Annotated in this window: 22 protein-coding genes and 1 pseudogene; 14 read left to right on the top strand and 9 right to left on the bottom strand. The window is 69.6% G+C overall.

What is annotated here, in order from left to right; genetic code table 11:
- A complete protein-coding gene (locus ACRX5W_RS31520; protein WP_436791810.1) occupies positions 1-996 on the bottom strand; it encodes a 2Fe-2S iron-sulfur cluster-binding protein in 996 nt (331 codons plus the stop codon).
- Between the two features lie 303 nt (positions 997-1299).
- Positions 1300-2067: an SDR family NAD(P)-dependent oxidoreductase gene (locus ACRX5W_RS31515; RefSeq protein ID WP_436791809.1), complete on the bottom strand. Its 768-nt coding sequence runs from the start codon at positions 2065-2067 to the stop codon at positions 1300-1302.
- Between the two features lie 64 nt (positions 2068-2131).
- On the opposite strand from ACRX5W_RS31515, the gene ACRX5W_RS31510 reads away from it, so the two are divergent.
- From ACRX5W_RS31510 to meaB, 3 genes are read left to right on the top strand one after another with little or no spacing between them, the layout of a single operon-like run.
- Positions 2132-3574: a class I adenylate-forming enzyme family protein gene (locus tag ACRX5W_RS31510; RefSeq protein WP_436791808.1), complete on the top strand. Its 1443-nt coding sequence runs from the start codon at positions 2132-2134 to the stop codon at positions 3572-3574.
- Positions 3567-4721, top strand: a complete 1155-nt coding sequence (locus ACRX5W_RS31505; RefSeq protein ID WP_436791807.1) for a thiolase family protein — start codon at positions 3567-3569, stop codon at positions 4719-4721. The genes ACRX5W_RS31510 and ACRX5W_RS31505 overlap by 8 nt, the downstream gene beginning before the upstream one ends.
- The gene (gene meaB, locus ACRX5W_RS31500) at positions 4718-5632 is read left to right on the top strand and encodes a methylmalonyl Co-A mutase-associated GTPase MeaB (protein ID WP_436791806.1); all 915 of its coding nucleotides are present in this window, start codon (positions 4718-4720) and stop codon (positions 5630-5632) included. Before ACRX5W_RS31505 ends, meaB begins: the two co-directional genes overlap by 4 nt.
- Before the next feature lie 110 nt (positions 5633-5742).
- Here the strand turns inward: meaB and ACRX5W_RS31495 are convergent, their stop codons facing one another.
- The 3 genes from ACRX5W_RS31495 to ACRX5W_RS31485 all read right to left on the bottom strand — a co-directional run bounded on the left by ACRX5W_RS31495 (position 5743) and on the right by ACRX5W_RS31485 (position 7818).
- Positions 5743-6045, bottom strand: coding sequence for a hypothetical protein (locus ACRX5W_RS31495; RefSeq protein ID WP_436791805.1), 303 nt, complete (start codon positions 6043-6045; stop codon positions 5743-5745).
- A 223-nt stretch (positions 6046-6268) separates the two neighbouring features.
- Entirely contained in the window at positions 6269-7093 is an 825-nt protein-coding gene (locus ACRX5W_RS31490) for an acyl-CoA thioesterase (RefSeq protein ID WP_436791804.1), read from the bottom strand.
- A 47-nt stretch (positions 7094-7140) separates the two neighbouring features.
- On the bottom strand, positions 7141-7818 hold the full coding sequence (locus ACRX5W_RS31485) for a TetR/AcrR family transcriptional regulator (RefSeq protein ID WP_436791803.1): 678 nt from the start codon (positions 7816-7818) through the stop codon (positions 7141-7143).
- 174 nt (positions 7819-7992) lie between these two features.
- Between ACRX5W_RS31485 and ACRX5W_RS31480 the strand changes: the two genes are divergently transcribed.
- The 3 genes from ACRX5W_RS31480 to ACRX5W_RS31470 are packed head-to-tail and all read left to right on the top strand — an operon-like array spanning position 7993 to position 10945.
- A complete protein-coding gene (locus tag ACRX5W_RS31480) occupies positions 7993-8991 on the top strand; it encodes an acyl-CoA dehydrogenase family protein (RefSeq protein ID WP_436791802.1) in 999 nt (332 codons plus the stop codon).
- Positions 8975-10150: an acyl-CoA dehydrogenase family protein gene (locus tag ACRX5W_RS31475; protein WP_436791801.1), complete on the top strand. Its 1176-nt coding sequence runs from the start codon at positions 8975-8977 to the stop codon at positions 10148-10150. Before ACRX5W_RS31480 ends, ACRX5W_RS31475 begins: the two co-directional genes overlap by 17 nt.
- Before the next feature lie 9 nt (positions 10151-10159).
- On the top strand, positions 10160-10945 hold the full coding sequence (locus ACRX5W_RS31470; protein WP_436791800.1) for an enoyl-CoA hydratase: 786 nt from the start codon (positions 10160-10162) through the stop codon (positions 10943-10945).
- A 256-nt stretch (positions 10946-11201) separates the two neighbouring features.
- Here the strand turns inward: ACRX5W_RS31470 and ACRX5W_RS31465 are convergent, their stop codons facing one another.
- Genes ACRX5W_RS31465 through ACRX5W_RS31450 form a run of 4 tightly spaced genes read right to left on the bottom strand, consistent with a single transcriptional unit; the run spans position 11202 to position 13708 of the window.
- Positions 11202-11984 (bottom strand): acyl-CoA dehydrogenase family protein, encoded by a 783-nt coding sequence (locus ACRX5W_RS31465; protein WP_436791799.1) that lies wholly within the window; start codon positions 11982-11984, stop codon positions 11202-11204.
- Positions 11985-11986: 2 nt separating this feature from the next.
- Positions 11987-13081, bottom strand: a complete 1095-nt coding sequence (locus tag ACRX5W_RS31460; protein ID WP_436791798.1) for an acyl-CoA dehydrogenase family protein — start codon at positions 13079-13081, stop codon at positions 11987-11989.
- Positions 13078-13509, bottom strand: a complete 432-nt coding sequence (locus tag ACRX5W_RS31455) for a nuclear transport factor 2 family protein (protein ID WP_436791797.1) — start codon at positions 13507-13509, stop codon at positions 13078-13080. Before ACRX5W_RS31455 ends, ACRX5W_RS31460 begins: the two co-directional genes overlap by 4 nt.
- Before the next feature lie 55 nt (positions 13510-13564).
- Positions 13565-13708 (bottom strand): hypothetical protein, encoded by a 144-nt coding sequence (locus ACRX5W_RS31450; RefSeq protein WP_436791796.1) that lies wholly within the window; start codon positions 13706-13708, stop codon positions 13565-13567.
- A 921-nt stretch (positions 13709-14629) separates the two neighbouring features.
- Between ACRX5W_RS31450 and ACRX5W_RS31445 the strand changes: the two genes are divergently transcribed.
- The 8 genes and pseudogenes from ACRX5W_RS31445 to ACRX5W_RS31410 all read left to right on the top strand — a co-directional run.
- The gene (locus ACRX5W_RS31445) at positions 14630-16012 is read left to right on the top strand and encodes an ABC transporter substrate-binding protein (RefSeq protein WP_436791795.1); all 1383 of its coding nucleotides are present in this window, start codon (positions 14630-14632) and stop codon (positions 16010-16012) included.
- Positions 16012-18141, top strand: coding sequence for a branched-chain amino acid ABC transporter permease (locus ACRX5W_RS31440; RefSeq protein ID WP_436791794.1), 2130 nt, complete (start codon positions 16012-16014; stop codon positions 18139-18141). Before ACRX5W_RS31445 ends, ACRX5W_RS31440 begins: the two co-directional genes overlap by 1 nt.
- A complete protein-coding gene (locus tag ACRX5W_RS31435) occupies positions 18122-18499 on the top strand; it encodes an ATP-binding cassette domain-containing protein (protein WP_436791793.1) in 378 nt (125 codons plus the stop codon). The genes ACRX5W_RS31440 and ACRX5W_RS31435 overlap by 20 nt, the downstream gene beginning before the upstream one ends.
- Complete coding sequence (locus ACRX5W_RS31430; protein ID WP_436791792.1) at positions 18427-18930, top strand: ABC transporter ATP-binding protein; 504 nt, start codon at positions 18427-18429, stop codon at positions 18928-18930. The genes ACRX5W_RS31435 and ACRX5W_RS31430 overlap by 73 nt, the downstream gene beginning before the upstream one ends.
- Entirely contained in the window at positions 18927-19634 is a 708-nt protein-coding gene (locus tag ACRX5W_RS31425; protein WP_436791791.1) for an ABC transporter ATP-binding protein, read from the top strand. Before ACRX5W_RS31430 ends, ACRX5W_RS31425 begins: the two co-directional genes overlap by 4 nt.
- Positions 19631-20038 carry a hypothetical protein gene (locus ACRX5W_RS31420; RefSeq protein WP_436791790.1) on the top strand — a complete coding sequence of 136 codons (408 nt, stop codon included), beginning with the start codon at positions 19631-19633 and terminating at the stop codon, positions 20036-20038. Before ACRX5W_RS31425 ends, ACRX5W_RS31420 begins: the two co-directional genes overlap by 4 nt.
- A 37-nt stretch (positions 20039-20075) precedes the next feature.
- Positions 20076-20318, top strand: coding sequence for a hypothetical protein (locus ACRX5W_RS31415; RefSeq protein WP_436791789.1), 243 nt, complete (start codon positions 20076-20078; stop codon positions 20316-20318).
- Positions 20319-20348: 30 nt separating this feature from the next.
- A pseudogene (locus ACRX5W_RS31410) lies at positions 20349-20663 on the top strand (amidohydrolase family protein); the annotation flags it as partial.

Genomic DNA, 20663 nt, shown 5'->3' with positions numbered 1-20663 from the left:
TTACTCGTACTGCACAGTGATGGACTCGCTGGTCGGGACGCCCTGGCAGGTGAGGACGTAGCCCTCGGCGACCTCGTCGTCGGTCAGGGCGTCGTTCACGCGCATCTTCGCGGCGCCCTCCTTCACAATGGCCATGCACGTGGCGCAGTTGCCCGCCTCGCAGGAGAACGGTGGGGTGAGGCCGGCCCGGCGGGCGCTCTCCAGGATCGTCTCGTTCTCGTGCCGGGGAACGGTCGCCTTCTTGCGGCCCAGCAGGATGGTCACGGTGCCCTGCACCTCGCCACCGGGCTCGTCCTCGGGCTTGCGGGCGGCGCCGCCGAAGCGCTCGCTGAAAACCTTGCCGGGGCCGGGGAGCGCGGCCTCGACGATGTCCATGAAGGCCTCGGGGCCGCACAGGTAGATGTCGGCGGCACCGTCGGCGCCGACGAAGTCCCGTACCGTCGCCGCGTCGACGTAGCCCGACTCGCTGTCCAGGTGGTGGACGACGGACAGCCGCCCGGGGTGCTTCTCGACCAGTTCGGCCCATTCGGCGTGGAAGATCACCGCGTCCCGATCGCGGTCGGCGGTCAGCACCCGCACCCGGCGGTCGGTGGTCGCCAGCGCGCTCTTCGCCAGCGATATGACCGGGGTGACCCCGCTGCCACCGGCAAAGGCCAGCAGCGGCGCGTTCGTGTCCTGCAGGACGAACACACCGGCGGGGCGCGTGAGTTCGACCTCGTCGCCCGCGGAGATGTTGTCGTGCATCCAGTTCGAGACCTGGCCGCCCGGGACGCGCTTGACGGTCACCGCGAGCTCGCCGTCGGTGTCGGGCGAGCTGGACATCGAGTACGAGCGCAGCAGCTCCTCGCCGTTCAACCGCACCTTGAAGGTGCAGAACTGGCCGGCGCGGTACGTGAACGGCCCCCCGTGCGGAGCGATGACGAAGGTACGGGCGTCGGCGGTCTCCTGGACGATCCGCGTGACTGTCGCCCGCTCGAACATTGGGGGTCGGGACATCGGGGCCTGCCTTCGGTATATGGGTTCTACAAGAGCGAGAATAATATTCTCGCAGTACAAGGGTGATATTCTCAACGGCGTCTCGGGAGCGTCCGTCCTCGCACCCGGGACACGGGGGCGGCGGCGATTTGCGAGGCGACTACGGGCCGAAGACACGAGGTCCCGGGAGCAGTGCTCCCGGGACCTCGATGGTTCGTGGCGACCCGCACGGAGGAATCGACTCGCCGCCCCCGGCCGCACGGCAGCGAAGCCCGGTGCCCTCAGCGCGGTCCGTGCGTGCGCACGGTCACCTCGACGCGCCGCTTACTTCGGTGGGAAGCGGATCGCGCCGTCGAGGCGGATGATCTCGCCGTTGAGGTAGTCGTTCTCGACGATGTGCTGCGCGAGCTGCGCGAACTCGTCCGAGCGGCCCATGCGCCGCGGGTGCGGAACCTGCGGGCCCCAGTACGCCTCAAGCTGGTCGCCGGCCTTGCCGTACGCGGGAGTGAGCACCGTGCCCGGGGCGATCGTGACGACGCGGATGCCCAGCGGCGACAGGTCGCGGGCCGCGACGAGCGTCATGCCCGCCACACCGCCCTTGGCGGCGGAGTAGGGGAGCTGGCCCACCTGGCCCTCGAACGCCGCGATCGACGCCGTGTTGATGATCACGCCCCGGGAACCGTCGTCGTCGACCGGCTCCTGCTTCGCCATCGCGGCCGCGGCCAGGCGCATGACGTTGAACACGGAGGTCAGGTAGTAGTCGATGGTCATCTTGAAGCCGGCGAGGTCGAGCGGTGAGCCGTCCTTGCCGACGAGCCGGCCGCCGAAGGGCGGACCGCCGTGGGTGTCGACCGAGACGCGCAGCGGTCCGAGCTCCTGTGCGGCGGCGACAGCGGCCTGCACGTCCGCCTCGCTGGTGGCGTCCGTGTGCAAATACCGCACACCGAGCTCGGTCTCCAGAGCCTTACCCTTGTCGTCGTTGACATCCGCGATGACGACCTTCGCACCCGCCGCGTGCAGCCGTCGGGCCGTGGCCTCGCCGAGGCCACCGGTGCCACCGACGACGATTGCTGAGCTTCCGCTGATCTGCATCACCGCTCCGCTCTCTATGGCTCTCTTGTTAACAAGACTCTTGTTTTGAGAGAGTATCATTCTCATGAACATCGCCATGATCCTCGAAATGGCCGCCTCGGCCGGGGACCGAGCCGTGGTGACGGCGGGCGGACGCTCGCTGACCGCCGCCGAACTGCTCCGCCTCGCCCGTGCCGCGGTCCCGCGCTTCCGCAAGCATCCGGCTGTCCTGTACCTGGGCACCAACCACCTCGCCTTCCCCGTCGCTCTCTTCGGCGCGGCCCAGGCGGGCGTCCCGTTCGTGCCCCTCAACTACCGCCTGGGCGAGCAGCAGCTCGAAGCCCTCAAGGACCGCCACCCCGGGGCGCTCATCCTCAGCCCCGAGGACCTCGACGACCTGATCGCCTCCCTCGACGCGGAGGCCGACGGCGCCGAGGCGGCGGAGCCGCTGATCCCGGACCCGGACGCCGTCGCGGTCATCCTCTACACCAGCGGAACGACCGCCGCGCCGAAGGCCGCGCTGCTGCGCCACCGCCACCTCATGGCGTACATCTTCAACACGCTGGAGTTCGCGGCGTCCGACGAGACCGAGGCGGCCCTCGTCGCGGTCCCGCCGTACCACATTGCCGGGCTCACCAACCTGCTGTCGAACCTCTACACCGGCAGGCGCATCGTCTACCTGTCGGCGTTCGACCCGAAGGACTGGCTGGAGACCGTGCGCCGGGAGAAGGTCAGCCACGCGCTCGTCGTGCCGACCATGCTCGCCCGCATCGTCGGCGCGGTTTCCGGCGACAACGCCGACGTCCCGTCGCTCCGCAGCCTCGCGTACGGCGGTTCGCGCACTCCCCGCCCGGTCCTGGAACGGGCCCTGGAGGTCTTCCCCGACACCGGTTTCGTCAACGCCTACGGCCTGACCGAGACCGCCTCGTCCGTCGCCGTCCTCGGCCCGGACGACCACCGCACCGCGTTCGCCTCCACCGACCCCGAGGTCCGCGACCGGCTCGGATCCGTCGGCCGCGCACTGCCCGGCATCGAGTTCGAGGTGCGCACCCCCGACGGCACCCCCGTCGCGGCCGGCGAGCCAGGCCTCGTCTTCGTGCGCGGCGACCAGGTCTCCGGCGAGTACGGCGGCCAGAGCTCCCTGGACGAGAACGGCTGGTTCCCCACCCGCGACCTCGGCCGCCTGGACGCCGACGGCTACCTGTTCATCGAGGGCCGCGCCGACGACACGATCATCCGCGGCGGAGAGAACATCGCTCCCGCCGAGATCGAAGACGTCCTCCTCGGCTGTCCCGGCATCGTCGAGGCCGCGGTGATCGGCGTCCCCGACCCCGAATGGGGTCAGCGCCTGGTCGCCGTCGTGGTCGGCGAGGGCGACCCGGACGAGGTGCGCGCCTGGGTCAAGGAGCGCCTGCGGTCGTCCAAGACGCCCGACACGATCGTGTTCCGCCACGAACTGCCCAAAACCGATACCGGGAAGCTGCTGCGCCGTACGCTGCGCGCCGAGCTGGAGGACACCCATGCCTGAGGCCGTCATCACCACCGCCCTGCGCACGCCGATCGGCACCGCGATGAAGGGCACGCTGCGGGAAACCAGCGCCTTCGACCTCGCGCACCATGTCGTCAAGGCGGCGGCGGAAGGCCTCGATCCCGAGCGCATCGACGACGTCATCCTCGGCGAGGGCCTGTACGGCGGCGGTGTGGTCGCCCGGCACGCCGCGGTGACCGCCGGCCTCCCGGCCGCGGCCGGCGTGGCCCTGAACCGGCACTGCGCGGCGGGCCTGTCCGCGGTGCAGAGCGCGGCGGCGAGCATTCGCGCCGGCATGGACGAACTCGTGATCGCCGGCGGCGTCAACTCCTCGTCCACCGGGCCGCGCATGCGGTACCTGGAGAACGGCGAGTGGATCGACCCGTGGCGTCCGCCGACGCACCCGGACAGCCCCGAAGCCCCCAACGGCGACATGTCGATCACCGTGGGCTGGAACGCGGCGGTCAAGGCCGGCGTCACCCGCGAGGAGATGGACGCCTGGGCGCTGCGCTCGCACCAGAACGCCATCCGCTCGATCGACGAGGGCTGGTTCGACGCCGAGGTCCTGCCGATCGAGACGCCGCACGGCCTGTTCTCCGTCGACGAGCACCCGCGCCGCACGACGAGCCTGGAGAAGCTGGCCGCGCTCAAGCCGCTGCACCCCGAGATCGAGGGCTTCAGCATCACCGCGGGCAACGCCAGCGGCGCGAACGACGCCGCCGCCGCGCTGGTCATCGCGAGCGACCGGGTCGCCGCCGAGCTGGGCCGGCCCGCGCTGGCGACCGTACGCTCCTGGGCGTCGGTCGGCATCGAGCCGAAGTACACCGGGCTCGCACCGACGCTGGCGATCCCCAAGGCCCTGGGGCGCGCCGGGCTCTCGCTCGCCGACGTGGACCTGTTCGAGATCAACGAGGCGTTCGCGGCCATGTGCGTCGCGACGATCAAGATCCTCGACATCGACCCCGACCGCGTCAACGTCAACGGCAGCGGCTGCGGGCTCGGCCACCCCGTGGCGGCCACCGGCGCGCGCATGGTCGTCACGCTTATCCACGAACTGCGCCGCCGCGGCGGCGGGATCGGTGTCGCGGCGATGTGCGCCGGCGGCGGCATGGGCTCGGCGGCGGTGATCGAGGTCCCCGCTCCGTGAATGTCGCGGAACTGGTCGCGGCGGCGCGCGGGGGTTCCCAACGCGCCGCCGGTCGGCTGCTGAGCCTGGTCGAGGGCGGGCAACGCAGCGAGGTGCTGGCCGTTCTCGGGCCCGTCGCGCCCGTCCGGGTGGTCGGGGTGACGGGGCCGCCCGGGGCCGGCAAGTCGACCACGGTCGCCGCGCTGGTCGGGGCGTACCGCGAAAGAGGCCTGCGGGTCGCGGTGCTCGCCGTCGACCCGTCGTCGCCCTACAGCGGCGGCGCGCTGCTCGGCGACCGGATCCGCATGTCCGCGCACACCGGAGACCCGGGCGTGCTCATCCGCTCGCTCGCCACCCGAGGACACCTGGGCGGCCTGGCCGCCGCGGTGCCCGCGGCGGTACGCGTCCTCGGCGCCCTCGGCTTCGACCTGGTCCTCGTGGAGACCGTCGGCGTCGGCCAGTCCGAGATCGAGATCGCCGCGGTCGCGGACCCCACGGTGGTCGTCCTCACACCGGGCGCCGGCGACGCCGTCCAGGCCGCCAAGGCGGGCCTGTTGGAGGTCGCCGACCTCATCGTGGTCAACAAGTCCGACCGCGACGGCGCCGACCAGACCGTGCGCGACCTGCGCGCCGAGGTCGGCGTACCGGTCCTCAAGCTGGTCGCGTCGCGGGGTGACGGGCTGCCGGAGCTCACGGCCGCGATCGACGCCCACCACCGCAACGAGACTCCGGCCCGCCGTGCGGCCCGCGCGCACGCGCAGATCCTGTCGCTGGCACAGAGCCGCCTGCGCACCCACCCGGAACTCGCCGCGCTGGCGGCGGAGGTCGCCGAGGGAAACCAAGACCCTTACACCGCAGCCGAGTTGCTGTTGCGCCGCCTCCGCGACGCAGGCGGCGTGCCCTCGCCGCGACGCGTGGACGCGACCTTCTGACGAGATCGGCGCAAGGCCGCCGGAGGCGGGCAGCAGGGCTGCCGTCGTCCCTGCTCCCGTTCGCGCCGCAGGGGCGTCGTGGCCGCAGGGGTCGCTGCGGCGCCCAGGTGTCAGCGGCGCGTTCCGTCGCCATCCAGTTCGGCCGCGTCGGGCCACGCGAAGAAGGCGAACGTCTCGGCGTCCGCTGCGTTGTGCCGTATGTGCGGTATGCCGTTGTGCGCGTCGGCCGTGTCCGCGGTTCCCGGGAAGAGCGCGGGGAACCGCTCGGACAGCCATGGGCCCGCCCACAGCAGCACCAGTCCGACCGCGAGAACGATCCCGGCGAGCACGATCGCGGTCGTCGTGACGCGCGCCGTTCCCGTGAGGAAGTCCGACACAGCCTGCGGTTCGCCGCACGCACACGTCATCTGCATGGTCCGCGCCCCTGTTCCCGGTCCTGTTCGGAGCCGACCCAGGAGAACGTAAGGCCCGCAGGTCACGCTCAGGTCCCGGTCGGATGTCGGTCGCACGTCCCTTGTGGCCGTGCCCGTCGTCGGCGTCACCGCCGCTGCGGGCGACCCCCGCAGGGCCGGCGCAACTGCCTTGCTGTCGCTGCGCCTTGCGGGATCCTGCGGGGGCGGGAGCCGTCGGCTCGGCTCAGCCGCGGAAGCGGAGCAGCGCTTCCTGCGCGAACGAGGCCACCAGCGTGCCGTCTTCGGTCAGGATGTCGCCGCGGCCGAAGCAGCGGCCCCCCGCGTAGAGCGGGCTGTGCTGGCGGATCAGGAGCCACTCGTCGGAGCGGAAGGGGCGGTGGAACCACAGGTTGTGCGAGGTGACGGCGGAGGTGAAGGCCTTGCCGGCGTCCTGCTGGCTGATGCCGTCGACCGCGCGCAGGGCGGTGCCGATGATGGTGAGGTCGGTCGCGTACGAGGCGAGCGCGGGGGCCAGTTCGGCGTCGACCTCGGGAGTGCGGATCCAGAATTCGTATTCCGCGGTCTCGGACTTCGGGGTGTCCAGATCGAAGGTGCTGCGGGTCTCCCACGGCATCAGGTGCAGATCGATGCGGCTCTCCGGGCCGGGGAGTGCGGGGACGGGCGCGACGCTCTGGCCGGCCGGGCCGTCCTCGACGGCGTGCAGGGAGACGGAGGCGGTGGCGATGACGCCGGCGTCCTGGCGGGCGGTGATCCCGACGGTCGCGAACGTGCGGCCCTCCTGGTGGCGGGCGACCTCGTAGCGCACCGGCTCGGCGGCCGATCCTTCGCGGGGGAACAGCACGTGCAGGGACTTGACGGCCTTGCCGGGGCACGCGAGGGCGGCCGTGCGTACGAACTGGGCGAGCAATTGTCCGCCGAACAGCCGGTGGTAGGTGAGCTGTTGGTTGCGTCCCTGGAAGACGGCAGTGCCCTCGTCCGCCGAGGGGAGCTCCTGGAGCTCCAGGCACCCGAGCAGGTCGCTGTAGAGATCGGTCGCGGTTTCAGACATGCCCCGAGTGTAATGATGTTCTTATCTCGTGAGAATGTTGTTCTCGTCTAAAGATGCACGAATCCCAGAGAGCAGAAGTCCCAGATCTCGTCCGCGGTGATCGGGTGGGTGCTGTCGTGGTCCGAGCCGCCGCTGGACTGGGCGATGAACATGACCGTCTGCATGGTCAGTGCCGCGGCGCGGCGCGGCTTGATCCCCTCGCGCAGGTGGCCCTCGGTGTACGCCTCGGTCATCAGCTCGCTGAACAAGGAGAGAAGCGGGGCGTGCGCGACCTTCACCTCGTCGGGGTGGGTGATCAGCAGTTGGGGCGCGAAGTCCGTGAACAGCGGGCGCTGCGCGGTCGGGTCGGGACGGCTGAGCTCGAACAGAAGCTGCACCGCGACCCGGAGTCGGTCGAGCGGTTCGTCCTGCCCGGCGGCGGCGGCGCGGATCTGGTCCGCGGACCTGCGCAGCGCGTCCTCGAAGAGGGCGAGCAGGAGCTCGTGTTTGCCGTCGAAGTGCTGGTAGAAGCTGCGCAGCGACTGCCGGGACCGGTCGACGACCTCCTGGACGGTGAAGTCGGTCGTCCCCTTCTCGGTGATGATCGCCTGGGCCGCATCGAGAAACCGCTCCACACGCTGCTCGGCCCGCAGTCTGGCGGTCTTCGTCGAACGCTCCACCGCGCGCTGCTTCCACGCAGGTTCGTCGTTCGCGGTGCTCGGCGAGGCATTCGTCTTCTGCGGCATATTCGAAACCTTACTGCACGATAACGGTGGGACATTTCACTCTCAGAGGGCCTGCCAGGTAAATCGCGAGACTCTTACTCTCTACAACCGAGAATGATATTCTCCTGCCGGTGCGCACCGAAACCCCTACAAGGAGGCCGTTCGTGGCTAGGGAGCAAGACGCCGGAGGCCGGGATGCTCTTTGAGTTCGACTCCGACCAGCGGCTGTGGCAGAAAACGGTCCGCTCGGCCGTTGCCAAGGAGTGCCCGCCCGCGCTGGTCCGCAAGGTGGCCGACGAAGGGGCCGACCCCGCACCGGTGTGGAAGATCTACAACGATCTGGGCTGGACCGAACTGACCGATCCCGCCGATTCCGTGGAACTGGGCATCGTCCTGGAGGAATTGGGCCGGGCCACCGACCCCACCCCCTACCTGGCGACGATGACGCAGTTCGCCCCCCTCGCCCCGGGCGTCGCCGAGGCCGGGCAGGCCGGCACCGCGCTCCTGGACGGCGTCACCGCCCGACGCGACGGTGACGGCTGGATCCTCGACGGCACCGCGAGCTTCGTCCTGGACGGCGACCGCGCCGACCTGTTCGCCGTCGTCACCGGCGAAGGCGTTTTCGTCGTGACCGCCGACGACGTGACCGCGACACGTACCAGCGTGTTCGACCCGCTGCTGCACGTCGCCGAGGTCACCCTCACCGGCGTCCGCGTCGCCGACAGCGCGCGGACCGGCGCCGACCCCGAGCGCGCACGCCACACCGCTCTGACCGGCATGGCCATGACCACGGTCGGTGCGTGCGGCCGCATTCTGGACCTGACGCTGGAGCACGTGCGCAATCGCCAGCAGTTCGGTGTCGCGATCGGCTCGTTCCAGGCGGTCAAGCACAAGGCCGCAGACATGCACGTCGCGATCGAGCGCGCCCGCGCCCTCGCGTACTACGCCGCGCTCACGATCGCCACCGACGACCCGCGTCGCCGCGTCGCCGCGTCGATGGCCAAGGCCGCGTCCGGCGAGTGCCAGGCACTCGTCTTCCGGCACGGCCTCCAACTCCACGGCGCCATGGGCTTCACGTGGGAGAACGACCTGCAATTCGCCCTCAAGCGGGCCAAGGCCGGCGAGCTGCTGCTCGGCGGTACGGACGAGCACCGCGCGCTGATAGCCGAGGAGTACCGTGCAACTGACCTTTGACGCGGACGTCCTGGCCTTCAAGGCCGAGTTCGAGGCGTTCCTCGACGCCCACTTGCCCGCCGAGGCGGAGGCCACCGAGCGCTCCACTTCGAGCTCGCACGTGCCCGAGTGGTCCCGCCGCTGGCAGCGCCTGCTGTTCGACGAGGGTTGGCTGCTGCCCGGGAACCCGCCGGAGTTCGGCGGCCGCAACGCGAACCTGCTCCAGCAGTACATCCACCTGGCGGTGCTGTCCGAGCGCGGCATCTACCACTCGTTCAACCCGCAGGGCGTGGGCATCATCGCCGCCTCGCTGCTGACGTTCGGCACGGACGAGCAGAAGCAGCGCTGGGCGGTGCCGATCCTGCGCGCCGAGATCACCGCGTCCCTCGGCATGAGCGAGCCGGGTGCCGGCTCCGACCTCGCCGGCCTGCGCACGCGCGCCGTGCCCAAGGGCGACCACTTCGTGGTCAACGGCCAGAAGGTCTGGACCTCGGGCGCGCACCACGCCGACGTGCTGCTCACGTTCGTGCGCACCGACCCGGAAGCGCCCAAGCACAAGGGCATCAGCGCGCTGCTCATCCCGACCGACACCCCCGGCGTGACGAGGCGCCCGTTCCCCTCGATCGCGGACCGCGAGGACCGCGACTTCAACGAGGTGTTCTTCGAGGACGCCCAGGTGCCCGCGGAGAACCTGGTCGGCGAGCTGAACAAGGGCTGGACGGTCGCCAACGGCTCGCTCGGCCACGAACGCACCATGCTGTGGCTCGACTTCTTCAAGTACCTGACGCGCCTCACCCGCGACTTCCACCCGAAGACCGCGCTGGAGCGCAACCGGTACGCCACGCTCGCCATGGACACCGTGGCGCTGCGCCTGCTCGGCTCCCAGGCACTCGCCCGCGCGGCGCGCGGCGAGGAGGACATCCCCGGGATGTCGGTGCTGAAGCTGTTCGGCTCCGAGGCGGTGCAGACCGCGAGCGAGGCCGCGCTGAACGCGGCGGGTCCCGAGGGCCTTGCCCACCCCGGCCGGACGGCGCCGTACTCTCACATGGACATGGAGGCTTTCACCTCCGGTTGGTTCGAACGGTACGTCCGGAGCTTCGCCGGCACGATCGCGGGCGGAACCTCCGAGATCCAGCGCAACATCGTTGCCGAGCGCGTGCTCGGCCTGCCGCGGAGCTGAGGTACCCACGTGAGCACGATTCTCTATGAGGTCTCCGACAAGATCGCCACGATCACGCTCAACCGTCCCGAGGTGGCCAACGCCCAGAACAAGGAGCTCCTCGACGAACTCGACGCCGCTTGGACCAGGGCCGCCGAGGACGACGAGGTGGCGGTCATCGTCCTGCGGGGCGAGGGCAAGCACTTCTCGGCCGGTCACGACCTGAAGTCGGGCGAGAAGTGGCAGGGCAAGATCACGCTTGAGGACATCTACCGCAACGAGAGCCGGCGCTACCTGGAGTACTCGCTGCGCTGGCGCAACGTCCCCAAGCCGTCGATCGCGGCGGTGCAGGGCCGCTGCATCGCCGGCGGCCTGCTCCTGGTCTGGCCGTGCGACCTCATCGTCGCGTCGGAGGACGCGCTGTTCTCCGACCCCGTCGTCACGATGGGCATCGGCGGCGTCGAGTACCACGGCCACACCTGGGAGCTCGGTGCCCGCAAGGCCAAGGAGATCCTGTTCACCGGTCGTCCGCTGACCGCCGAGGAGGCGGAGAAGGTCGGCATGGTCAACAAGGTCGTGCCGCGCGACGAACTCGACAGCGCCACACGCGAGTTGGCTGCGAGCATCGCGGTCATGCCGCCGTTCGCCCTGCGCCAGGCCAAGCGCGCCGTCAACCAGACCCTGGACGTCCAGGGCTTCTACGCGGCGATCCAGTCGGTCTTCGACACCCACCAGACCGGCCACGGCCACGCGCTGAGCGTGGGCGGCTGGCCGGTCCTGGTCAAGCTCGACGAAATGAAGACCAAGGTGCAGTAAGCCCCACCAGACGAATCCCCGGAACGGACCGAACGACCGGTCCGCTCCGGGGATTCGCGTTTCGGTGCCGGGGCGGGGCACCGTCGAGTGCCGTGGGTGCGGCCGACGAGTACGGAACGGGCGGGGCACAGGTGCCGCGTCCGACCGCCAAGACGCTGTGAGGGTATGGGCCACGGGAGCAAGTGCGCGCAACCGTCGGCTGGTCCGGCGTGCGGCTGCCCGGTCGGGTGCCTGAGGTACCCGACCGGGCAGTGCGTCACAGGTGCATGAGGCGCGGGGCCTTGCCTTCCCGGCGGATGTGGGCGCCGGCTTCACGGGTGAGCTCCTTCGAGCTGCCCAGGAGGCCGTCGAGGACGTACGCCCGCTTCAGGTGCCGGTGCAGGTCGTGCTCCGAGGTGAAGCCGATGCCGCCGAGGACCTGACCGCAGTGGCGGGCCGCGGTGAGGGCGGCCTGCCCGGCGGCGGCCTTGGCCAGCAGCGCGCCGAACTCGGTGTCGGCCGCGTGCAGGGTCGCCTCGGCGCCCTCCAGCGCGACCAGGGTCTCCGCGAGCCGGTGGCGCACCGCCTGGAACGAGGCCAGCGGTCTGCCGAACTGGACGCGGTCGACGACGTGCGACCGGGCGAGCGTGAGCATCGTCCGGCCGGTGCCGACCAGCCACCACCCCAGTGCCCGGCGCCCCGCGGCGAGTTGCACCGGGTCGCCGTCCGGGACGATCCGCAGCGGCAGTTCGGCGTCCATGACCCCGGTCGCCTCGTCGCTGCGGTCCCACACGACCCACTTGCCGCCGGCGTACGGCATCGGCAGCGTTCCGCCGACCGGCTGCCCGGCGGCGTGCAGCAGCACGTCGTTGAGCAGCGGCGCGTGCGCGCCGGTCTCGCCGAGCAGTCGGAACACGATCGGGATCGCGATGTCGGGGATCTCGGCGAGCATGTCCGGCCAGCCGAGTTCGACCAGGGCCTTGTCGAGCTCCTGGCCCGACGCCGCGGTCATGGCCTTGCGGATCGTCTCGGCGAGGAGTTCCTGTTCCTTCAGGTCCATGGTCACTCCTTCCCGAGGTCGAGCAGGCGGCGCGCGATGATGTTGCGCTGGATCTCCGCCGTGCCGCCGTAGATCGTGGCCGCGCGGGAGTACAGGAACTCCTTGCGCAGCCGGGCGTCGGTCAGTTCCACCGATGCGGGAAGCAACTCGCGGGCGGTGTCGAACAGTTGCTGCTCGGCGGTGGCCAACAGCACCTTGTCGACCGACGTTTCGGGGCCGAGCTTGTGCCCTTCGGCGAGCCGCCGCTGCGTCCCGTGCGACCGGCAGCGCGCGGTGTGCAGTGCCAGGTACGACGAGCCGATCGCCGCGTCGTCCGGGTACGGGTCGCGCTCCAGCACGGAGTCGAGCTGTGCGAGGAGGTACGCGATCCGGTGCCAGAAGCAGCTCGACCGCTCGTGGGGGAGCAGGTCCATCGCGAGCTGCCACCCGTCCCCGGGCTTGCCGAGCATGCGGTCCGCGGGGACCACCACGTCGTCGAAGAACACCTCGCAGAACTCGTCCACGCCGTGCATGGTGTGCAGCGGCCGGACGGTGATGCCCGGGGTGTCCATGTCGACGAAGAACGCGGTGATCCCGCCGTGGCCGGGCGCGGTGCGGGTGAGCAGCACGCAGCGGGCCGCGAACTGCGCGAGGCTGGTCCACACCTTCTGGCCGTTGACCACCCACGAGCCGTCCTCGCGCTGCGTCGCGCGCGTGGTCAGCGATGCCAGGTCGCTGCCCGAGCCGGGCTCGGAGAAGCCCTGGCACCAGTGCTCGTCGCCGTTGAACAGGCGCGGCACCATCTCCGCGGCGAGCGCCGGCGGGGCGTACTTGATCATGGTCGGGGCCAGGACCTCGATCATGGAGTAGATGCCCGGCTCGGCCAGGTGGCGCGTGGCGACCTCCTCGCCGAGCACGGCGCGCAGCACCGCGGGGCCGCCGAGGCCGGTGACCTCGGCGGGCCAGCCGTAGCGCATCCAGCCGGCGTCGTACAGCGCGCGGCGCACGCGGGAGAGCTGCGCCACCTCGGCGTCGAACGTCGTGCAGTCGGGGCCGGGCGTCAGGTCGTTCTCGGCCAGCCAGGCCTGGAGGCCCGAACGGAATTCGGCGACGTTCATGCTTGCGACGCCTTGGCTTCCTTGGAGTTCTTGTACGAGTGCGGGATGCCCGAGTCGTGCGCGCCGCTGCGGCGCATGAACGTCATGGCCCGGGTCCGCAGCCGCCAGCCTTCGGCGGTGCGCACGTACGTGTCCTTGTAGTAGCCGATGCGCATGTTGTGCGTGCTCTGGTCGATGAAGCACAGCGGCTGCGTGCCGGTCGCGGTGTCGCCGTCGATGTCGACGAGCGCGGTGCCGGTCATGAAGAGGCCCTTGGGCGCCGCCTCGACGAGCTCCGGGAACTCTTCCAGGGCGTAGGTGTCGCCGAACGCGCTGTAGGTGCCGTCGGGCGTGAAGACGCCGATCACGCCCTCGATGTCGCCCTGCGAGATGGTCACCGCATAGCGGGCGAGCAGTTGCTGAATCTCAATCAGATCGTCAGTGGACATGGGGCTTTCCGTCCTCCTCACGCACGCGGTCCAGGTGGTGCCGCGCTTGTTCTCTTTATTCGGGCGCGACACCGAATGCGTCGCCGGCGGTCGGCGACCCCGTCCGGTGGGTCTCGGGGCCGGTGCCGGTGCCTGTCGCGGGCCGACTCTCGGTCCAGGTCTTGATCTTCGGCCCGAACTTGGCTTCGATCTTCGACAAGCCGGATCCCACGGCCGGGCGCCGAAGCAGAGGGCGGCGCAACATCGGGCGGGACCGAACAGTGAAGAAAGACCGATTCGGCTCGGGGTGCCGAACAAATGTGGCCAAAGCGTTATCGGTGTTCCGGGGGCCGCGGTGCCCTGTCGGAAGGAAAGATGCCAGGACGACGGGAGCCGGGTGGCCCTGCAGCGGAAGGCGCGTCACCGGGTGTCCTCGCACATCTCTCGGCGCGTCGTGGCGACGCCCGAGGGGCTGAGGGCCGCGGTTCGCATGGCCATATGGACCTTCCCACTGAGAGAATTACATTCTCAATTATGAATGGCAGGTTTCCATACGTCGGGCTACGCCGTCAACGTCCTTGGTGAACCGCAAGCCTCCCGCCTGCGCAGCAGCCGGGAAGAGGATGGAGAGGCCTGCCCTGGGATGTTGATTCTCGTTAACAGAGAAGCTACTTTCCTCAAGTCGAGAGGGACATGTCAGACCAGTCGCGATGAGACAGCTCCGTGAGGGGCTTGCAGAGGGGGAGTGGCCAGCGCTTCGCCACGGCTCTGGCCGCCACCTTCCGGACAGCCGTCCGTCGCGCGCAGGACCCGGGAGTGGCGTCCCGTTCCTGCCGAAGCGGAATCCAGCGTCAACGGAATCCAGCAGCACATACGGAATCCATCAGCAATGGAGGCCACGACAACACCGGCGCCAGGCCGGTGATTGCACGTACTCCGTCTCGGTCGGGGGAGGCGGGCACGCGGGAGCCGCGGTTCCGGAGCAACCGCCGGAGTCGGCCGAGGTCCCGTGAAGCGGCGCCCGCACGGCGCCGCACATCGCACGAATCCGCCCGGCCCGGGGTCTCCCTACCCGGAACCGGCGGGTCAAGTACCTGCACGTCAGCAAGTGTTCTGGGGACAATGCCTGAGGAGGCAGCCCGTGAGACCGCAGAGAACCCTCGCCGCCCTGGGGGCGGTCGCTCTGCTAGCAGTCGGATGCGCCGACCGTGGGGGTACCGAGAACGATTCGGCTTCCACACCGCAAGCTCCTGCATCGGTCCTTCCGGCCGATTTCGGCGATCTGAAAGGGGTTTGCCAGCCCGGTAACCCGACGGGTTCGCCGGCTCAGGGGGTCACCGACAAAGAGATCAAACTCGGCGTCTTCTCCGACGTCGGGTTCACCAAGAACCAGGAACTCGCCGACGCTGCAAAGGTGTTCACGTCCTGGTGCAACGACGCCGGCGGCATCAACGGGCGCAAGCTCGTCGCCAACGTCCACGACACCAAGATGCTTGAGGTCCGCCAGCGCATGTCCGAAGCCTGCCGCGAGGACTTCGCCCTCGTCGGCGGCGGCGCGGCATTGGACGGCATGGGGGTGAAGGACCGGCTGACGTGCCTGCTGCCGGACTTCCCCGCCCAGCTCACCAACGCCGAAAACGACGGTTCGGACCTGCAGTCCGGTGTGCAGCCCGGCGGTGTCTCGTACGCCTCGTACGCCGGCTTCTACACGTGGCTGCTCAAGGAGGCGTTCCCGGGTTCCGCCGGTGCGGTCGGCATCATCAACGGCGACTCCGCGGTGACCAAGGTCCTGGGCGCCGAAGCCGTGGAAGCCGTGCAGGGCTCCGGCGGCACGATGGTCTACAACGACCTCTACCCGGCCTCGGGTGTCTCCGACTGGACGCCGTACGCCCAGTCGATCAAGACCAAGAACGTCAAGGGTCTGATCTTCTACGGCCAGTACAGCCAGTTGGCCAAGCTTGAGCAGTCGCTCACCACCATCGGCTACAAGCTCGACTGGGTGGACGCGAACAACAACGCGTACACCGAGGACTTCATCAAGCTCGCCGGCGACCAAGCACTCGCCGCACAGGCCAACTTCGCCGACTTGGGCGGCGTCCACCCGCTCGAGAGCGCCGCGTCCAACGCCGCCACCAAGCAGGTCTTGGACATGTACGCCAAGTACGCTCCCGGCGCCAAGGTGAGCCTGCCGTCGCTTCGCGCGATCTCGTCGTGGCTGCTCTTCGCCAAGTCCGCGACGAGCTGCGGCAACGAGCTCACCCGCAAGTGCGTCTACGAGGCGTCCCAGAAGGAGACCCAGTGGACCGCGGGCGGCCTCCAGGCGCCGCTCGACGTCTCCAACCGTGACCAGGCACCTGCCTGCTACAACGTCGAGGTGGCAACCCCAGATGGATGGAAGCCGGCTGACTTCAAGCCGAACAACGGTGCCTACCGCTGCGACGCTCCGGCCGTGAAACTCACCGGAGAGTACGCAAAGCCCCTGACCCTCGCCGATGTCGGCAAGACGATGGCTGACTTCAAGTAATGGACCAATTCATAACGTTCGGGATCGTCGGGCTGAGCACCGCGGCGATCTACGCGATCATCGGCTCCGGGTTGGTGCTCACCTACACGACGACCGGCGTGTTCAACTTCGCCCACGGCGCGGCTGGCATGCTGGCGGCGTTCGCCTACTGGCAGCTCACTGTCGGTTGGGGAATGCCCGTGTGGATCGCCCTCATCGTGTGTCTGCTCATCCTGGCCCCGCTGTTCGGCCTCATCGTCGAAATCATCGTGAGGCCGGTCGCCCGACTAGGCGAAGCAGAACGACTCGTGGTCACCGTGGCCCTGCTGAGCGGGCTCATCGCGCTCGCCCGCTGGATCTGGGACCCGAACCTCCCCCGTCCGTTGCAGCCGTTCCTCAACAACGAGGAACCGTTCCACATCGGCTCGGCGACCATCACGTGGCACCAGGCCATCACCATGGCGGTCGCGGTCGCGGTCGCGATCGGTCTGCGCATCCTGCTCTTCGGCACCCGCACGGGCGCCGAGATGCGGGCGACCGTGGACGACCGGGCCCTCGCCGGCATGAACGGCGCGGACCCCGTGCGCGCCAACCGGGTCGCGTGGATCCTCGGCACCCAGCTCGCGGCGCTCGGCGGCATCCTCATCGCCCCGACGGTCACCCTGGACGCCCAGCAGCTCGCCCTGCTGATCGTCAGCGCCTACACCGCCGCCGTCTTCGGCCGGATGAAGAGCCTGCCGCTGACGTTCTTCGGCGCGGTCGTCGTCGGGTGCATGGAGAGCTACCTGGCCGGCTACCTGCCGCAGAACGAGTACCTGCCGGGCCTGCGCCTCGCCGCACCCGCGATCCTGCTGCTGCTGGCCCTGCTGGTCTTCCCGCACGGCCGCCTGCACGGCAAGGGCGAGCGTCTGGGCAAGGTCCCGATGCCGACCATGGTCGGCACGATGTACTTCGCCCTGGGCACGGTCATCTTCGGCCTGATCCTGGCGACAGTCCTCAACGAGGCCTCGCTCATCACGTACGGTCCGATCTTCTCGCTCGGTGTGGTGGCGCTCTCGTACGTGCCCCTCGCCGGTTTCGCGGGCCAGATCTCGCTGTGTCAGCTCAGCATCGCCGGCATCGGCGCGGTGGTCTGGGCACACGTGGGCGACAGCGGGCAACTGTGGGCGCTCGTGGTCGCGATGCTGGTGTCGGCGGTCGTCGGCGCACTGGTCGCGCTCCCGGCGCTGCGCCTGTCCGGCGTGTATCTCGCGCTCGGCACCGTCGCGTTCGCGGTCATCCTCGACCGGTGGATCTTCACGCTGCCCAACTTCGAGCTGTTCGGCCTGAACATCGCGTTCTTCGAGCAGGGTTCGGTCGAGGTCGTCGGTCCCGACCTCTTCGGCTACCAGCTCGACGACTCGAAGGAAATGATGATCTTCGCGGCCGTCTGCCTGGCCCTGGCCACGATCGGCATCGCCGCAGTGCGGCGCAGCCGGTTCGGGCGGCGCCTGATCGCCAGCCGCGACAGCGAGGCGGCGTACGCGACGCTCGGCGGGAACCTGCTGATCTCCCGCGTGCTGGTGTTCGCCTTCTCGGCCGGCATCGCCGGTCTCGGCGGCGCCCTGTACGGCATGCAGCAGCGGTCGGTCACCCCCGAGCAGTTCAACCTGATCGCGGGTCTGCCGATCTTCCTGATCGCCGTCGTCGCCGGGTTGGGCGCGGTGGGCACCGGCTTCGCGTCGGGCCTGATGTTCGTCGGCCCGATGAACGCGATGGTCGCCCTGGCACACTGGACGCACAACCTCGCCGCCCTGCTGCCCGGCCTCGCCGGCGTCGGCATGGGCAGCAACCCGGACGGTGTCAACGCGCACTTCCGGCACGATTGGACACCGCTGCTGCGCAGCCCGATCGCGCTGCCGGCGGCACTCGCGACCATCGCTCTGGGCTGGCTGCTCAAGCTCCAGGACGTCATCAGCGGCTGGACGTTCCTGTTCGGTGCGCTGTTCATCTGCATGATCCTGCAGCGGTGGGCTCTCAACAGGGCGAATGCCGCAGCGGCAGCGCCGAAGACCGCGGACGAACTCGTCCCCGTCGAGTGGTGGGGTCTCAAGCGTCCCTTCCGCGAGGAGGACAAGGAGGTGCTGGCCCGTGGCATCGCTGGAAGCTAACGACGTGACGGTGCAGTTCGGCGGGCACCGGGCGCTCGACGGGGTCGGCATCACCGCCGAGGCCGGCCAGGTGACCGGGCTCATCGGCCCCAACGGCGCCGGGAAGAGCACCCTGTTCGACGTCGTGTCCGGCCTGCGCAGGCCGAACTCGGGACGCGTCAGGATGCTCGGGCGCGACGTGACCCGCATGGGTCCCTCGCGCCGCGCCCGGCACGGGCTCGCCAGGACGTTCCAGAGGCTGGAGCTGTTCGGCCGCCTGAGCGTCCGCGACAACCNGTGCCCCGCGTGGTCCCCCCCCCCCGCGCCCGGCACGGGCTCGCCAGGACGTTCCAGAGGCTGGAGCTGTTCGGCCGCCTGAGCGTCCGCGACAACCTCCTCGTGGCCGCCGAAATCGGCCCCGAGAAGCGGCACGCCCACAAGATCGTCGACGAGATCCTCGCCAGGCTCGAACTGGAGGACATCGCCGACGACCCGTCCGACGCCCTGCCCACCGGTGTGAGCCGGCTCGTCGAGGTGGGCCGCGCGCTCACCGTGCGGCCGAGCCTGCTGCTGCTGGACGAGCCGGCGGCGGGTCTGGACGCGGAGGAAACCGACCGCTTCGCGAACCTGCTGCGCTCGCTCGCCGACGACGGCACGACCGTGGTCCTGGTCGAGCACGACATGGGCCTGGTCATGAGCGTGTGCGACGTCGTGCACGTACTCGACCTCGGCAAGCTCATCTGCGTGGGTTCGCCCGACGAGGTCAAGCGGGACGAGAAGGTCCTCGCCGCCTACCTGGGGGACGCATGAGTACCCTGCTCGAACTGCGCGACGTGCGTGCCGCGTACGATCGGATCACCGTCCTGCACGGGGTCAACCTGACCGTCGAACCCGGCCAGGTGGTCGCTCTGCTCGGCCCCAACGGCGCCGGCAAGACCACGACCCTGCGGGTCGCCTCCGGCATTCACCCCGTACAGTCCGGGCAGCTCCTGCTCGGCGGCCGGGACGTGTCGGGCGTGCAGTCGCGCGACCTGGCCCGCGCCGGGGTCTGCCTGATCCCCGAAGGGCGAGGGATCTTCCCCAACCTTTCGGTTCGTGACAACCTCCTGATGATGTCCTTCACCGGACGTCCTCGTGAGGAAATCGAAACAATCGCGTACGAGCGTTTCCCGATCCTCGGAAAGCGCCGTTCGCAGGCCGCCGGGACGATGTCCGGCGGTGAGCAGCAAATGCTGGCCCTCGCTCGGGGCCTGGCCACAGATCCGGCAGTACTCATGCTGGACGAACTCTCGATGGGACTCGCGCCGCTGATCGTCGCGAGCCTGTACGAGCAGGTCGCCGAGATCGCCCGGCAGGGCGTCGCGGTGCTGGTCGTCGAGCAGTTCGCGGCAGCCGTCCTCGGCATCGCCGACCACGCCGCCGTCATGGTGCGCGGAAAAATCGAATGGCAGGGCAGTCCCCACGACGGGCTGCGCGAGGAATTGTCCGCCCTCTACATGGGGAGTTCGCTATGACCACGACGTCCACGGAAAAGACGACGTCCACGGAGACGCGCGCGGACAAGTTCGTGCGCGAACTGTCCGAGCTGAAGATCGCCGACCCGGCCGCCGGCAAGGCCAACCTGTGGCTGCGCATCGGGGGCATCCTGATGGTGGCCGGCCTCGTGCTGGGCGCCTCGGCGTACTTCGTCGCGCACAACACCACCGACCCGCTGGTCCAGCGCGACGGCATCGCGCTCGGCCTCGGGGGAATCGCCGCCGCCGTGGTGGGCTCCGCGCTCTTCCTGCGCTACTCGCTCACCGGTTTCCTGAGGTTCTGGATGGCTCGCCAGTCCTTCGACCTCAATGCTTTCGCTGATCGTCTGCTCGAAAGGGACTCCCTCGATGACCTCGCCAAATCCGACTCCGCGTCCCGGTGACCAACTCGCCAGCACCACCAGCACGACACGAGTGATCGTGGTTCGTGCAACCGGGAGCGAGGGGTTGGAGATCGCGTGCGGGGGGAGCCCGTTGGTTCCCGCAGCCACGGTGCCGGCAGCCGCTGCTGCCGACGGCACCGGCACGGTCCTCGGCAAGCGCTACGTCAACGCCGACGACACGCTCGAACTACTCTGCACCTTCTCGGGTGCGGGTGAGCTGTCGTGCAACGGCGAGCCGATGACCCTGAAGGCGGCCAAGCCGCTTCCCGCCTCCGACTGAACGCCGCCCGACTCCTAAGAAGGAGACCCCATGCAACGCGACGACATGATCCTGATCAGCGTCGACGACCACATCATCGAGCCGCCGGACATGTTCGTTAACCACCTCCCGGAGCGCTACAAGGACGATGCCCCGCGCCTCGTCCACCGGGAGGACGGCACCGACGTGTGGCAGTTCCGCGACACGGTGATCCCGAATGCGGCGCTGAACGCGGTGGCGGGTCGTCCCAAAGAGGAGTACGGGCTGGAGCCCCAGGGGCTGGACGAGATCCGGCCGGGCTGCTACGACGTGGACGAGCGGGTCAAGGACATGAACGCGGGCGGCATGCTCGCGCAGATGAACTTC

Source organism: Yinghuangia sp. YIM S10712 (assembly GCF_051388935.1).
GTDB lineage: Bacteria > Actinomycetota > Actinomycetes > Streptomycetales > Streptomycetaceae > Yinghuangia.
This window is presented reverse-complemented; position numbering and strand designations above follow the sequence as displayed.

Bases quoted from the DNA above. Each gene is read 5' to 3' on its own strand.
- ACRX5W_RS31420 (WP_436791790.1), top strand. From the start codon at position 19,631: ATGACCACGACGTCCACGGAAAAGACGACGTCCACGGAGACGCGCGCG.
- ACRX5W_RS31465 (WP_436791799.1), bottom strand. From the start codon at position 11,984: ATGGACCTGAAGGAACAGGAACTCCTCGCCGAGACGATCCGCAAGGCC.
- ACRX5W_RS31440 (WP_436791794.1), top strand. From the start codon at position 16,012: ATGGACCAATTCATAACGTTCGGGATCGTCGGGCTGAGCACCGCGGCG.
- ACRX5W_RS31490 (WP_436791804.1), bottom strand. From the start codon at position 7,093: ATGTCTGAAACCGCGACCGATCTCTACAGCGACCTGCTCGGGTGCCTG.
- ACRX5W_RS31510 (WP_436791808.1), top strand. From the start codon at position 2,132: ATGAACATCGCCATGATCCTCGAAATGGCCGCCTCGGCCGGGGACCGA.
- ACRX5W_RS31515 (WP_436791809.1), bottom strand. From the start codon at position 2,067: ATGCAGATCAGCGGAAGCTCAGCAATCGTCGTCGGTGGCACCGGTGGC.
- ACRX5W_RS31495 (WP_436791805.1), bottom strand. From the start codon at position 6,045: ATGCAGATGACGTGTGCGTGCGGCGAACCGCAGGCTGTGTCGGACTTC.
- ACRX5W_RS31425 (WP_436791791.1), top strand. From the start codon at position 18,927: ATGAGTACCCTGCTCGAACTGCGCGACGTGCGTGCCGCGTACGATCGG.
- ACRX5W_RS31505 (WP_436791807.1), top strand. From the start codon at position 3,567: ATGCCTGAGGCCGTCATCACCACCGCCCTGCGCACGCCGATCGGCACC.
- ACRX5W_RS31480 (WP_436791802.1), top strand. From the start codon at position 7,993: ATGCTCTTTGAGTTCGACTCCGACCAGCGGCTGTGGCAGAAAACGGTC.
- ACRX5W_RS31485 (WP_436791803.1), bottom strand. From the start codon at position 7,818: ATGCCGCAGAAGACGAATGCCTCGCCGAGCACCGCGAACGACGAACCT.
- ACRX5W_RS31455 (WP_436791797.1), bottom strand. From the start codon at position 13,509: ATGTCCACTGACGATCTGATTGAGATTCAGCAACTGCTCGCCCGCTAT.
- ACRX5W_RS31520 (WP_436791810.1), bottom strand. From the start codon at position 996: ATGTCCCGACCCCCAATGTTCGAGCGGGCGACAGTCACGCGGATCGTC.
- ACRX5W_RS31460 (WP_436791798.1), bottom strand. From the start codon at position 13,081: ATGAACGTCGCCGAATTCCGTTCGGGCCTCCAGGCCTGGCTGGCCGAG.